The sequence below is a fragment of the Ralstonia sp. SET104 genome, assembly GCF_003851545.1.
Lineage (GTDB): Bacteria > Pseudomonadota > Gammaproteobacteria > Burkholderiales > Burkholderiaceae > Ralstonia.
Map to the genome: position 1 here is coordinate 285,477 of NZ_BHVX01000003.1, position 13,831 is coordinate 299,307.

Consider the following 13,831-nt stretch of genomic DNA (forward strand, 5'->3'; position numbering starts at 1 on the left):
CATGGCATGACTTTCGCAACGCCGGCCTTTTATCCGACCCCTCAAGGCACACGATGAGAATGGCCCCACTCCATGCCGCCACTGCCGCGCTGGCCGTTGCGTGCCTGTCCTGGCCAGCCCGCGCTGATACCAACATCGACCCTGCGCACTCGCCGCTCTGGCCGACGATTCATCAGGAAGTCTTTGGCGCGGCACAAACCATGTTCGACAACCGCATCAGGATCACCGGCCCAGCGTTTGCGGAAGACCCGATGCAGGTGCCGATTGCGTTTGACGCTTCAGCCATCGGCACGGTCGAGCGCATCATCGTCGTGGTGGATCGCAACCCCATCCGCAAGGTGCTGGAGTTCGAGCCGATACGCATGCGGCCCGCGCTGTCGTTTCGCTTCAAGCTGCAGGAGGCGTCTGCGGTGCGCGTGGCAGCGCGCACGCAGGACGGCATCTGGCATGTCGGCACGTTCATGGTGGATGCCACCGGCGGCGGTTGCACGCTGCCGGGCGACACCCGCAAGAACGCCACGTGGAGCACCACGCTGAACCAGGTCGAGTCACGCGTGTTCCCCGGCTTCAATGGCGCGGGCAGCCGTATCCGCCTGCGCGTGATGCACCCGATGGACACCGGCCTGGTGGCAGGCATTCCGTCCTTCCATATCGAGCAGATCAACCTGCTCGATGCCCGGCGGCAGCCCATGCTCAGACTGGCGCTGTATGAGCCGGTGGCCGAGAACCCGATCTTCTCGTTCGACCTGGATGGCCCCGTCGAACGCGGCATCAGCGTGGCCGGCGTCGACAACAACGGCAACCGCATCCGCGCACAGGTGACACGATGAGCTGGCTGAATCGACAGTTGGGCATCCTGACGTGTCTGGCGGCGCTGATGGCCAACGCACATGCGCAAGGCGCCGACTACCATCTCGTGCCGCGCGCCGTTGCGCCCGACGTCTGGGTGCTGGAAGGCGACAACGCAGATTTCTCCTCGCGCAACGGCTGCAACATCATCAACACCGGCTTTATTGACACCGGCGACGGTGTGCTCGTGATCAACACCGGGCCGTCGGCACTGTACGGCGAGCAGCAGCGCCAGGCCATTCGCAAGGTCACGCCTGCACCCGTGCGCTGGGTGTTCAACCTCAACCTGCACCCCGACTATTTCTTTGGCAACCAGGCTTATGCCGATGTCGGGGCACAAGCGCTGCCGGGCACCATCGCCGGTGCGCAACGCGAGGGCACCGCCTATGCCGACAATCTCTACCGTATCTGCGGCGCCTGGATGCAGAACACGGTATCGACGCCACCCAGCCAACCGTTGACGCCGGGCGCTCGCACCATGGGGCGCCATCACATCGACCTCATCCGGCTCGAAGGGCATACAGACGACGACCTCGTGCTGGTGGACCGGACCAGCGGTGTGGTCTTCGCGGGCGGCATCGCCTTTCGGGACCGGATTCCCACCACGCCGCACGCCAATATTGCGCATTGGCTGCTCAGTCTCGATCAGCTTCAGAAGATCGTGGCCGACAGTGGCGCACGGTTGCTGATCCCCAGCCACGGCCCCGCGCTCGGCAAGGCCGATGCCATCGCGCAGACACGCCAGTACTTGTTGTGGCTCGATGCACGCCTGCGCCGCGCGGCAGGGGAAGGACGCGACCTCGCCGAGGTGATCGCGATGCCGGTCGACGCGCCATATGCACAGTGGGGCGGCATGCCCGCAGAGTACGTGCGCAACGTGACCCGCTTCTATCCTGGCTACGAGACCGCCGCGCTGGCGCCCTGACATGGCGCCAGACCCTGCCCGGCGCCGCTGGATGCGCATGATGCTCGCAACCCTGATCAACCCGGCTCTGACGGTGTCTGCGGCACCCGCGCGCGTCACGCTGTTGCGCCTGCAGGACGGCCTGTACGCCGCACGCGCTGCCAATGCCGAAGCCTCACGCGCCAACGCAGGAGAAGTCGTGCCGACGCTGGTGCATGTCACGGGCAATGGCGTTCTGGTGGTCGACCCCGGGCCGCATGCGCGATGGGGCAACCGCCTGATCACGACCATCCGCCACATCACCGCCGAGCCTATCCGCTGGGTGGTCAACACACACGCACATCCCGAGCATGTGCTGGCCAATGCGGCGTTCGCACAACTGCAGCCGCGTCCGGCCTTCCTGGCGTCAGCCGCCACTGCCGACCTGATGCGCAAGCGTTGCGAAATCTGTCTGGCCCGGCTGACCGCCATGCTCGGTGAGCGCGTCATGCACGAGACGCCAATCGTGTATCCCGAGCCCGCATTGCGCGACGGCGATTGGCTGCACACGGGCAAGACCGCGTGGCAGGTCAACATTTGCACGGCGGCACACAGCGCGTCGGACACGGTGCTGTACGCCCCGCAGCGGCGTGTGCTGTGCGTGGGCGGGCTGGCATATCGGCAGCGCGTTCCAGACCTGCAAGACGGCTCACTGGCTGGATGGCGGCAAGCGCTGCATACGCTTGCGCAATTGCCCGCCAACATCGTGGTCGGCACGGCCATCGGCACTCCGGCGCAAATGCTGCGCCCCACGCTGTCCTATCTCGACATGCTCGACAGCACGATCACGCATGCCATTGCGTCGGGTGGCGACGCCGCCCGCGCGCTCGACTATGTGCCGGGCGACGCCTATGGCGACTGGCGCAACTTCCACCCTCGCCATGCGCTGAACGTCGGGCGCGCATGGCGCGAGCTGGAAGATCGCTGGATGCAAAGCGCGCCCGCCACCTGATCGCCGCTGCTCCATTGCTGAACAGGCGGCGCACATGTGTTGCATCGATTGTCCCGCCACGCCACATCGCCCGCGCAGGCGCTGGTGTCCGCAAACGTTAATCAACGGGCTGCAACTCCGTGCAATACAACGTGAACGCCGTGGTACGCATATTGCAAAGTCCCGCCCGGCGTTGAGTGCACCCCCGCATCCGGCGCCAACCTCAAATGCGTCCGAGCCGAATCCACGGGACGCATCACACAAAGACAATACGGAGACAACATGCAGAACCAACGCCTTCGACCCTGCGCCCTCGCAGCCTTTGCAGTCACCCTCGGTTGCGCCGCAAGTGGCGCCATCGCGCAATCGTCCGTCACGATCTACGGCACTGTCGATGCCGGGCTGCAGTATCAGAACCGGAGCGCAGCAGGCGGCAGCATTACCGAGATGCACTCGGGCGGCATCAGCCCCAGCATCTGGGGCTTCAAGGGCGTGGAAGACCTGGGCAACGGCCTGAAGGCGAACTTCAACCTCGAGGGACACTTCAGCAGCGACACCGGAACGCTCACCACCGGCCCCGGCTTCAGCTCGGAGCTGTTCCGCCGGCAGGCGAATGTTGGCCTCAGTGGCAACTGGGGCGCCATCACGCTGGGCCGCCAGTACAGCGCGGCGCTGATCGGCACGATCGGCACGGAAGCGCGCGGCTTCAAGGAGCAGTTCTCGAACCTGTACGGTTGGGCCTACAACCAGCTCCCTGCGCCGGGCAACGCGCTGGGCGCCGGCACCAACCCTGGCAACGACGTGGGCGTGTTCGTGGGCAACGCGCTGCAGTACGCCAACAACTTCGGCCCCGTGTGGTTGGGCGTCGCGTATTCATTTGGAGAGACGGCGGGCAGCTTCAAGCGCGGTAACGAACTCTCTCTGGGTGCCACATACACGGGCCCCGTGGTCGTCGGCCTCGGCTATCAATCAACGGCGGACAGCGGCACCGGCGAGACCCTCAGCCGCTTGTGGAGCGCAGGTGTGGCGGTGCCATTCGGCGCCTTCACGGGCAAGGTGAACTACATCGGCGTTACCAACAACGCGCCGACGGGCCAACGCGTATCGGAGGTCAAATCGATCGGCGCCGGGCTCGACTACAAGTGGAGCCCCGCCAATACGGCCACGCTGGCCGGCTACTACAGCAAGTATGAAAGCAGCGCACACGACAGCTCCACCAAATCGATCGTGCTGAGCAACGACTACGCGTTCTCCAAGCGCACCACGCTGTATGCGCAGCTTGTGTACGTGAATGCGGGCGCGGTTGGTACGGCTGATCCGCTGGAAGGTCTGAAGACCTCCATCGTTGCCGGCGGTACGGCGCCGGGCGCGAAGACGGTGCTGGCCGGTGTAGGGTTGAAGCATTCGTTCTGAGCCATGCCCGAACAAAACCCCTTGGCCGACACCAAGGGGTTTTGTGCATCACTATTGCGGGGCCAAGCCCTCATGCAACGCTGACACAAAGTGCGCCAGACAAACTCAACCGGGTAGATCACGGTGAGGTTCGGGTGTTCGACTGCCACTCGCCACGCAGGCAGCGATCCATGGCAAAGCCGCCAAGCAACACAACAACGCAAACGCACCCCTTGCGCCAGTGCTCAGGAGTGATCGGCCGCCGCATGCGCGCGGCCCGGTTCCAGCGTTTGCAGCAGTTGCGCCGTGATCTCGGCCGGCCGCACGACCGTTCCGCCATGGCGCGCGATGAAATGCTGCGCGCCAGCGCCGTCCGGAAACGCCGGAAGATTGCCGCGCCGCATCGGGCCGGGCACTGACGACCCGCGCACATATACAGCCTGCTGTGCCGCCAGCCAGCGGCCATCACCGGTGTTGCGCACATAGGTGGCGACAATATCGCCCGCATGCCGCCCAGGCGCATAGCGCGGCAAGTTGTGCAGGTAGACAAAGAGGCTCAGCGGCGAATCGAAGAAGTACGCATCGCCGTTGGCAAAGATCAGTTGCGCGGCCCAATCCGGCGCACGTGATGGCAGTGCCCCGCACACTGGGCATCGCGCGCGGGGCGGAATGGCACGGGGTGCCTCCGGCGCGATGCCGGACTGCGGATCGTAAGGCGTGGCCGTGGCAACAAAGCAGATGTCATTGGGCAACTCGGGCTCATTGTTGCGCGCGGCGTGGCGGGTGGCCTGGCTGCCGCCCCACCAGAGCAGCACCGGCACAACCATGGCGAGCAACCACAGGCGGCGCGCCGGCATGGCTACATCCGCCCGTCATGCATGGCGCCGCCGCTGAGGTCGACCATCTCGGGCGTCACCTCGGCATAGCGCAGCATCTTGCCGCCATAGCGGGTCATGAACACGCGCGCATCCGGCTCCTGCTGGAAGCTGGCGAGCGTCGGGCCCATCGAGCCATGACGCTTGCTGCCCAGCACGTACCAGCCCGTTCGCGCATCAAACCAGTGGCCGCGCGGCTGCTCCCAATCGGCCCTGGCCATGTCTTGCACGAACGCCGCGCGAATCGGTCTGGCCTGTTCGGGCTTGAGCAGTGTGTTGAACATCTCCACCGTATCGCAGCACCAATGCGGGCGCGTATCGCCCTGGTAGTAGAGCTGCGCCTTGGGGCCGGGGTAGTCAGACAGCAGCATGCCATCCAGATCGCAGGTGGTGGCCGTGTCGATCTCAGCGGGGGTGAGCACGGCGGTGTCCGGGTTGCTGCATGCAACCAGGGCCATCGTACCGGCGCACCCTGCAAGGGCGGCCAGCAGCAAGCGGCGGCGATCAGCGTTCATGGGCGGAATCTCCAGGCAGCCAGTGCCAGCGGCGCGGTAATCCAGGCCAGCATGGCCCCGCCCATCGCCCAGGGGTTGCCCAGGGCCGGCGGCACGATGCTGACCAGACCTTGAAAGCCGCGCAACTGGTCTAGCGAAAACACGTTGAGGATGCGAAAGATATCGGTCGGGTTGAGCAGCAGCAGATAGGCCAGCAGACGACCACCGAACGCGCCACCGCTGGCCACCAGTACGCCAAGCAGCACCAGATCGAACACCAGCACAAAGCCAAACCACAGCGCGATGGCCGAGCCCGATGCGCGTGTGCGCTCGCGGCTGAGCACCGACACGCACAGCGCCAGGCTGAGAAACACCAGCCCCAGCAGGATCGCGCTGAGCACAAAGCCAACCGACTGCACCAGCCCCGCCCAGCCGAACTGCCGCCAGAGCAACGCAACCATCGTTGCAAAGCCCGTCAGCGTGGACAGCGTAAGCGCCACGGCCAGCCCGGCAAACTTGCCAAGCAGCAACTCCAGCCGCGTGATCGGCAGCGCCAGCAGCAGATCGAGCGTGCCGCGCTCACGTTCGCCAACGATGGCATCAAAGCCCAGCAGCAACGCGATCAGCGGAATGAGATAGATGACCAGGCTGACCAGGCTGGTGATGACGAACTCGATGGAGCGCGGGCCCAGCGCGCCCTGCTCCGCCCCGCCGAAATAGCAGATCACCAGCGAGAACACCGCAAACACGGCTGCCACGGTCAGCACCCACCGGTTGCGGATGCGCTCGCGCAATTCCTTGGCCGCGACGATGCCGACCTGTCTGATCTCAAAACTCATGCGGCCTCCTTCAGGCCGAAGAACAAGTCTTCCAGCGTGGCCTCATGAATCTGCAAATCCAGCATCCGCCCGCCCAGCGACTGCAGCGTCGCCAGCACAGGCATCTTGGCGGCATGCCTGCATCGGAGTACGAGATCGTGCTCGGCGGGGCCGTCTTCAATCTCAACGCCCTGCACGCGCAACGACGCCAATTGCTGCCAGAACACCGGGCGCGAACCCGCTTCGACACGCAACACCAGCGTGACCGGCAGGTTTGCCTGCTCGCGCAGACTGGCCACGCTGCCCAGCCCGACGATGCGGCCGTCCGCCATGATCGCGAGCCGGTCAACGCGCTGCTGCAGTTCGGCCAGGATGTGGGACGTGATCAGAACCGTGACGCCTTGTTCGCGCAGGTGTTGCAGCACGACGTAAAAATCATGGATGGCCGCCGGGTCCAGCCCATTGGTGGGCTCATCAAGAAACAGCACACGCGGTGCGCCCAGCAAGGTCTGCGCAAAACCGAGCCGCTGCCGCATGCCCTTGGAATAGGCGCGCACCGGCTTGGCGCCCGCGCCCTGCAAGCCCACACGCGCGAGCAGCGCCTGGCAGTCGTCTGTGCAGTTGCCCGTTGATGCGCCCTTCAACCGTGCGAAGAATCGCAGCGTTTCCAGGCCGCTCAGGTTGTCGTACAGGGCGAGGTTCTCTGGCAGATAGCCGATATGACGGCGCGCATCACGAAACGCAGCCGTGCGCAGCGAAGCACCAGCCACGTGGATCTCGCCCGCGCTCATCGGAATCAGCCCCAGCATCATCTTGAAGAGCGTGCTTTTGCCGGCGCCGTTGTGGCCAATCAGGCCGAACAGCTCGCCGTGGCCAATCTGCAGGTCGACGTTGTCGACCGCGCGAACCGCGCCGTAATGTTTGCTGACGCCGCGCAGCACGATGGCGGCGTTGTTTTCAGGGTTGCTTGTCACGCCACGTGCTCCAGTGCGTGTTGACGGGCTGCATGCGCGGGTAGGCGTCAACGACGCTGGGCACGCGCAGAATGGGGAACTGGCGGCTCACAAACCGCAGCACCTGCACTGCGGGGCTGGCCAGCAGCAGTTGCACACCGGGGTGGCGCCAGATCAGCCGGTCCACCATCGTGTTGGCTTCGTACGGCAAGTCCCCAATGCCATCGCCATCGCGGTCCCAGCCCAGGTAGTTGCTCCAGAAGTTGCCCTGCGTGCGTTCTGCGGCAGAGCGGCCGCCCCAGCCCTCATCGCGCGCACCGACGTAGCGCACCTGCTCGCGGTTGCCGATAAAGTCGTTGCCTTGCACGACGTTGCGCGTGGACCCGGCTGAAAGGTGCACGCCCACCTGGTTGTCGATCACCAGGTTGCCGCGCAGTTGCGTGTATTCAACGTCGTAGATAAAGAAACCGCGATCGTTCTCAGCCACCACGTTGTTCTCCACCCGCGAGTCCTGGAGGGTGCGCAGCATGATGCCGTGATCGGCATTGCCCCAGGTGCGGTTGTTGCGCACGACCTGATCGCGCACTTCCATGAGTGCGAGGCCACCGCGGTTGTTGTAGCTGTCGTTGCTCTCCCACAGGTTGTAGTAGGAGTTCATGTAGTGCGTGCCATACCGGCTGTTGTGCAGCCGGTTGCCCCGGAAGATGGCGTGGTGCGACACATCCACGTACAGCGCATCGCGCACGAAGCTGATGTTGTTGCCGATGATGCGGGCGCCCTGCGTGTTGTACAGCTCCACGCCGTTGCCGCGCTGCGCGGAGTTGTAGTCGCGTTTGCCGGTAATGGTGTTGTCTTCCACCCGCACATCGTTGGCCTTCTCGATCCACAGGCCAAACAGGTTGTAGGTCAGATCGCAATGGCGCACCACGGCCCGGTGCGCGCCCGGCAGGATGTTGATGCCGGCGTTCTGGTCTTTCAGGTTGTCACCGGAATCACGCACGATCAGCCCGTCGAGCACCACGTCCGGTGCGCTCACGCGCAGGGTGTCGCCGCGCTGGCCGCCGCTGAGCGTCGGGCGGTTCAGCCCACGCAGCGTCAGCGCCTTGTTGATGACGAAGTTGCCGTTGTACGTTGCCCGCTCGATCTCCAGCACATCGCCAGGATGCGCGGCATTGATGGCCGCCTGCAGCGGCTGGCCCGCGCCCACGCGCACCGTGGCGGCCGGCGCGGCAGTCAGCCATCCGGCCAGCGCCAGAAAGGGCAGCATCGGCAACCACCTCATACCTGCAGCCACCCCATCGCCTTGAGCGCCAGAAACAGCGCGGCCCCGATCAGCAGGTTCTTGAAGCCGACGTAGCTGAGCATATCCATGACGGTGGCCCGCCGGTACTTGGCCTGCCACCACGGGCCGTCCTTGACGTAGCGGCGGCCCGCCAGGCGAATCAGCACTTCATAAACGCTCCAGCCGAACCACCACGCAATGATGGCGCCGGACGAGAGCTGGCCCATCGCCGCCAACACCCAGGCTACGCTGGCTGCAAGCGCCACCGAGAAGCCCGCGATCTGCAAGGCACGCGCCGAAGCCCAGCCTTTGCGGCTCCAGGGCCAAAGGTGGTCGCGCAGCTCCAGCATGAACCAGCGCAGATCGCGCTCTTGCACCTGTCTGGGCAAGAACACCCGGTCGGTCGGCATGCGTGGGTCCGGCCCCTGTGCCACGCGCGCCGGCATGGGCACCGGTGGCGCCGCGTGGATGGGAATGAAGTAACCATCCTTGCCGATGGGCGTCATTTCCAGGCCATCGCGCTCGCGGCGCTTGCGCTCCTTGGCCAACGGCGGGCAACCCTTGACGTCGGTGTACAGCACCATGCAGTCAAGGCAGTGCAGACACTCCCGGTGGTCGATGCGGCCATCGGCATCGATCGCCTGCGCGCCGCAACCCACGGCACAGGCCTTGCAACTGTTGCAGTCCTGCTTGCGGCGCAGCCCGAACCAGCGGAACGTGCTCGGCATGGCAAGCGCGGCACCCAGCGGGCAGATGTACTTGCAGTACGGCCGCTCGACAAACAGCGACACCCCCAGCAACGTGCAGACGAACAGCCCATACGGCCACGCCCGGTTGTGGATGCCGACCAGGAACGTGGTCTTGAACGGCTCCACCTCGGCCAGCTTCTCCGCCAACCCCATCGAGAACACCGACACCGTCAGCAGGCCGAAGAAGATGGCGTACTTCAGCCACTTCAGCCGGTTGTGCCAGTTGCGCGGCAACTGGCGCTGCCAGCGCTTGAAGCCGAGGCGCCCGCCAATCTTGTAGATCGCTTCCGACAGTGAACCGAACGGGCACAGCCAACCGCAGAACAGCCCGCGCCCAAAGAGGAACACCGTCAGGATGATGAAGATCCAGAAGCAGAAGATGAACGGGTCGGTCAGGAACAGCGACCACGTCCACTGGAACAGCAGCGAGTGGAACCACGTCAGCACCTGCGTGATCGACGGCTGCGCCATCGCCCCGAAGCCGACAAACCCGATGCTCAACGCCCACGCGCTGTACTTGAACGCGTTGACCGGCCACTTGTTCTTGTGGGTCGCGCGGCGCGTCAGGCGTTCACGCAATGCATACACCACGCCCACAGCCACCAGCAGCGCAATGAACAGCGCAATCTGCGGCGCGCGCGTGCGCCAGACCCGGCGCCACGGCGCTTCCGGCTCGTCGATGCGCGGGTGCCCGCCCTGCAGCAGCGCTTCGGGCATCCAGTACGGCGCATCGAACGTCACGAAACTGCGCGTGCCGGTTGCGCGGTCGACACGGTTGCCCATGAACGACAGCTTCCACGGATATGCCGCCGAGAACGCCGGCGAGCGCACGACGAAGACGGCAGATTCGGTATAGGACGGCGCACCTGTGGCAGCCAGCCCATAGAGGTTCAGGTAATCCGAATCGCGGAAGGTAAAGGAGTCCGCGCCCTGCTTGACCTGCACGCGGTCGTAAATGCCGCCGCGCACAAAGCCCGAGCCCTTGAACGACGCCGCGCCCGCCGTGCGGATCACGAAGATCGCGTGTTCGCCCGGCTTGAGCTGCGCCTGCAGATCGTTCCAGCCGGATTGGCCCAGCAGGCTTGCGCCCACGTCCGGATGGTTCAGGTCGCCAAACCACAGTTCGATGAAGGGTTCCGCCGCGCGCTCCAGGCCGAGCTGCTCGGGCCGGATCAGCAAACGCTGCACGCTGCCCTGCTTGACGAGATCGGCCCAGCTGGCGCGCTGCCCCGTCTGCACATAACGTGCGGGCTCACGCCGCGTCGCCTCCAGAATGCCGACCTGACGCGCCACGGCAGACGTGGCGGTGGCCAGCACCTGGTTCTGGGCGATTACGGTAACGGTGGCGCCGGAGATAGCATCGACACCAAGCACGCCCTCATCCGGACGCGACTGTCCCACCTCGATCTTGTCTTTGACCGATTTGCCGATGTACTGCTTGTTGAAGTTCAGCAGTGCGGATTCCGGAATGCCGAGCAGCAGGATCGGCTCGGAATGCTTGAGCACCTTGATGCCGACGTAGTGGCCCTGCCGGTCCATGCCGATCAGCGTCACCACGGGCTTGCCGGAATAGGCCGGAATATCGGTGATATCGGTGGAGAGCATCACGTAGCCCAGCAGCGGCGCCTTGCCACCCTGCTCCGGGCCGTACGCCTCCACATAGGGCGGTTGCCCCTTGCGTTCAGAAAAGCGCGCCGCACCGGGAAACACCTCGGTACACGGCACCAGCGCGCACAGGTCTTTGGCCTCAGCCAGGTTGGCCGGCAACTCGGCCTCATAGGCGCCGCGGCCGGCCAGCGCCGGTTGCACGCCCATCAACAGCAGCAGAAGGAACGCGGCCACCCACGCCGCGAGCCCTTGTTTTCTGGATGGCATCTTGGGGTTCATCGGCGCGTGTGCCGACTGGCGGCACACGCGCGCTTCCTGTCAGACGGACTCAGGCCTCAACGATCATGCGGCTGCGCATTTCCAGGTGCAGTGCATGGCAGAAATGCGTGCAGTAGCACCAGAACACGCCAGGCTTGTCGGCAATGAAGGTGACCGACGCGGTCTCCTGCGGATTGACGATGAAGTTGACGTTGTATTTGGGAATGGCGAAACCGTGCGTCAGGTCTTCCACCTTGTCGAGATTGGTAAGGATCAGCGTGACCTCGTCGCCCTTCTTGAGCTTGAACTCACGCAGGCTGAATGCCGGGGCCTGCGAAGTCAGCCGCACCGTCACCTTCTTGCCGTTGCGGACCACGCCGGATTGCTTCGGGTCTTTGGTAGCCAGCGGGAATTCATCCATCGTGTAGATCTGCTTCGGGTGCAGCAGCTCGCGCTTGAAGATAATGAAGTCGTGCGGCTCACTGCGGATCGGGTGATCCTGCAGCAGCACCATCTTCTCGCCCGAGATGTCGATGAACTGCTCGTTCTCGGGGTGCAGCGGCCCTACGGGCAGGAAGCGGTCCTTGGAGAACTTGCAACCCACTGCCAGGAATTTGCCGTCAGCCGCCACGGTTTCGGACTGCGAGGCGTTCAGGTGACCTGGCTGGTAGTGCACGTCCAGGCGGTCAACCACATACTTGGCGTTCTTGTCGCCACCGTGGAACTTGATGGCGGCATCGATATTCCACTTCACGATCTGGCTGTCGAGGAACAGCGTTGTGTACGCGTTGCCGCGTCCGTCGAATGCGGTGTGCAACGGCCCGAGGCCCACCTCGACTTCCGCCACGATTGCGTCATCAATCTTTGCCAGCTTGCCGTCGAACCAGTCCAGCACGCGCGAGAGTTCGATCACCGTGACGGTGGGCGACAGCTTGCCCGCGCAGATGAAGTATTTCTGGTCGGGGCTGGCGTTCACGCCGTGCGGGTTCTTCGGCACCGACACATACGCCGTCAGCGCCGTCTTCGGATCCTGATTGGCGGCGTGCGTGCCGTCCACCACCGGCACCTTCGAATCACCAATGGTCTTGAACTTGCCAGCCTTCACGGCCGCTTCAATGCGCGCAACGTTGAAGAACAGACACGCGTCGCGCTCGGCCGACATCATGTCTTCATAGTGCACACCCATCTCGGTGTTGTACTGGTTGGTGGCGGCCAGCTTGCCATCGTATGACGAGGCCACCAGGTCGCAGTTGCCGTCGATCAGCACCTGCCAGCGCACTTCCATGCTCTCGGCATCCACACAGGTGAACAGCGAGCGGTACTTGGTCGGGTCATCGATGCCGGCGGTGTTGGGCAGCGGAATGGCGAACTCGCCGCCGCAGAACACGCGCGTCGTGTAGTTGATGTTCGGATCAACCGGGTCGCGCTTGTCCGGGAAGATGCCGTGGAAGCCCTGCACGTTGGGCAGTTCGGTGATCTTGTCGCAGATGAAGTAATCGAGCCGCACACGCCCCAGGCGCGAGTTGATCTTGTCGTTAATCCACGCATAACGGCCGTCGTAGTTGCCGTCCTTGTACGAAGCATGCACGTGGTGGGTGTCGCCCACCGTGTAGCGCAGGCTGCCGTCAGGCTTGGTGCCCATCACCTTCTTCGATTCGTTGGTGATGCCCCACCCGACCAGCGCATCGGGCACGAACATCGGGATGCGATGAATCTCGCGGCCCGACGGCATGCCCATGACGCGCATGTCGCCCGTGTGTCCACCGCTCCAGAGGCCGTAGTAGGTATCCAGCTCACCCGGTTTCGGATGCAGCCCCGCAATGGCGTGCTCAGCCGTTGCGGCACCGGCGGGTGCGCTGGCGGGGGCGGCGGCAGTGGATGCCGCGGGTGTGCCCTTGTCGGTACAGGCCACGACCGTTGCCAGCCCGGCCAGCGCAGCGCTGTTCATGAAGCGGCGCCGCCCCGGTACGCTCAGCGCCTCGTCCTGTGGTGTGGATGGCGATTGTTGGTGCTTGGTCATCATCGTTCCCTGATTCGATTGCTCTCTCGGTTTTCACAAAGCCGAACTGAAAGACGTCGGCTCATATCTGCACGCTGACCTTCTCGGCATGTCGCATCTTCGGGTCACCGCCTGCGGGAGCAATTGACATTCGTCACACACTTCGCAAATACGTATTTTTTATGCATCTTTCTTGGGAAGGAGCGTACAGAATGCAGGGCATGCGTTCTTCCAGAAACCCGCGCCGACTCAAGGAGATTCCATGCGCAAGAAAACCACGCTCTGCCTGATGCTGATCTGTACCGCTGCCCTGGCAGCCTGCGGTCAGAAAGAACCTGCCGCACCCGCACCTGCGGCCCAAACCTCCGCGGCACCCGCGCAGAGCAGCACGCCACCCACGACTGTCGCTGCCGCAGCGCCGGAAAATGTCTTGGGCAAGAAAACCTTCGGCAACGTCTGTTCGATGTGCCATGCCGCCGGTGTGGCGGGCGCGCCCAAACCCGGCGACAAGGCCGACTGGGGCCCGCGCATTGCCAAGGGCAAGGACACGCTGTACAAGCACGCGCTGGAGGGCTTCAACGGCGAGAAGGGATCAATGCCCGCACGCGGCGGCTCGACCCTGCCGGACGACGCAGTGAAGGCCGCGGTGGATTACATGGTGGCGCAGTCTCAGTGATGCC

Annotated in this window: 12 protein-coding genes; 5 read left to right on the top strand and 7 right to left on the bottom strand. The window is 64.4% G+C overall.

Annotated elements, in window-relative coordinates:
• Positions 1-53 precede the first annotated feature (53 nt).
• From PSUB009319_RS05910 to PSUB009319_RS05925, 4 genes are all read left to right on the top strand, one after another.
• On the top strand, positions 54-830 hold the full coding sequence (locus tag PSUB009319_RS05910) for a quinoprotein dehydrogenase-associated SoxYZ-like carrier (protein WP_124381310.1): 777 nt from the start codon (positions 54-56) through the stop codon (positions 828-830).
• A complete protein-coding gene (locus tag PSUB009319_RS05915) occupies positions 827-1,774 on the top strand; it encodes a quinoprotein relay system zinc metallohydrolase 1 (RefSeq protein ID WP_124381311.1) in 948 nt (315 codons plus the stop codon). Before PSUB009319_RS05910 ends, PSUB009319_RS05915 begins: the two co-directional genes overlap by 4 nt.
• A 40-nt stretch (positions 1,775-1,814) precedes the next feature.
• Positions 1,815-2,744, top strand: a complete 930-nt coding sequence (locus tag PSUB009319_RS05920) for an MBL fold metallo-hydrolase (protein WP_124381391.1) — start codon at positions 1,815-1,817, stop codon at positions 2,742-2,744.
• Between the two features lie 261 nt (positions 2,745-3,005).
• Positions 3,006-4,136 carry a porin gene (locus PSUB009319_RS05925; RefSeq protein ID WP_124381312.1) on the top strand — a complete coding sequence of 377 codons (1,131 nt, stop codon included), beginning with the start codon at positions 3,006-3,008 and terminating at the stop codon, positions 4,134-4,136.
• A gap of 224 nt (positions 4,137-4,360) precedes the next feature.
• Here the strand turns inward: PSUB009319_RS05925 and PSUB009319_RS05930 are convergent, their stop codons facing one another.
• From PSUB009319_RS05930 to nosZ, 7 genes are all read right to left on the bottom strand, one after another.
• Positions 4,361-4,972, bottom strand: a complete 612-nt coding sequence (locus PSUB009319_RS05930; RefSeq protein ID WP_374704182.1) for a nitrous oxide reductase accessory protein NosL — start codon at positions 4,970-4,972, stop codon at positions 4,361-4,363.
• 2 nt (positions 4,973-4,974) lie between these two features.
• The gene (locus PSUB009319_RS05935; RefSeq protein WP_124381313.1) at positions 4,975-5,505 is read right to left on the bottom strand and encodes a nitrous oxide reductase accessory protein NosL; all 531 of its coding nucleotides are present in this window, start codon (positions 5,503-5,505) and stop codon (positions 4,975-4,977) included.
• The gene (locus tag PSUB009319_RS05940; protein WP_124381314.1) at positions 5,502-6,323 is read right to left on the bottom strand and encodes an ABC transporter permease; all 822 of its coding nucleotides are present in this window, start codon (positions 6,321-6,323) and stop codon (positions 5,502-5,504) included. The genes PSUB009319_RS05935 and PSUB009319_RS05940 overlap by 4 nt, the downstream gene beginning before the upstream one ends.
• Positions 6,320-7,276, bottom strand: a complete 957-nt coding sequence (locus PSUB009319_RS05945) for an ABC transporter ATP-binding protein (protein ID WP_124381315.1) — start codon at positions 7,274-7,276, stop codon at positions 6,320-6,322. Before PSUB009319_RS05945 ends, PSUB009319_RS05940 begins: the two co-directional genes overlap by 4 nt.
• Entirely contained in the window at positions 7,260-8,537 is a 1,278-nt protein-coding gene (locus PSUB009319_RS05950; RefSeq protein ID WP_124381316.1) for a nitrous oxide reductase family maturation protein NosD, read from the bottom strand. The genes PSUB009319_RS05945 and PSUB009319_RS05950 overlap by 17 nt, the downstream gene beginning before the upstream one ends.
• The gene (locus PSUB009319_RS05955; protein WP_124381317.1) at positions 8,534-11,161 is read right to left on the bottom strand and encodes a NosR/NirI family protein; all 2,628 of its coding nucleotides are present in this window, start codon (positions 11,159-11,161) and stop codon (positions 8,534-8,536) included. The genes PSUB009319_RS05950 and PSUB009319_RS05955 overlap by 4 nt, the downstream gene beginning before the upstream one ends.
• A gap of 61 nt (positions 11,162-11,222) precedes the next feature.
• Entirely contained in the window at positions 11,223-13,175 is a 1,953-nt protein-coding gene (nosZ, locus tag PSUB009319_RS05960) for a TAT-dependent nitrous-oxide reductase (RefSeq protein ID WP_124381318.1), read from the bottom strand.
• Between the two features lie 238 nt (positions 13,176-13,413).
• Between nosZ and PSUB009319_RS05965 the strand changes: the two genes are divergently transcribed.
• On the top strand, positions 13,414-13,827 hold the full coding sequence (locus PSUB009319_RS05965) for a cytochrome c5 family protein (protein WP_124381319.1): 414 nt from the start codon (positions 13,414-13,416) through the stop codon (positions 13,825-13,827).
• The last annotated feature ends 4 nt before the right edge of the window (positions 13,828-13,831 follow it).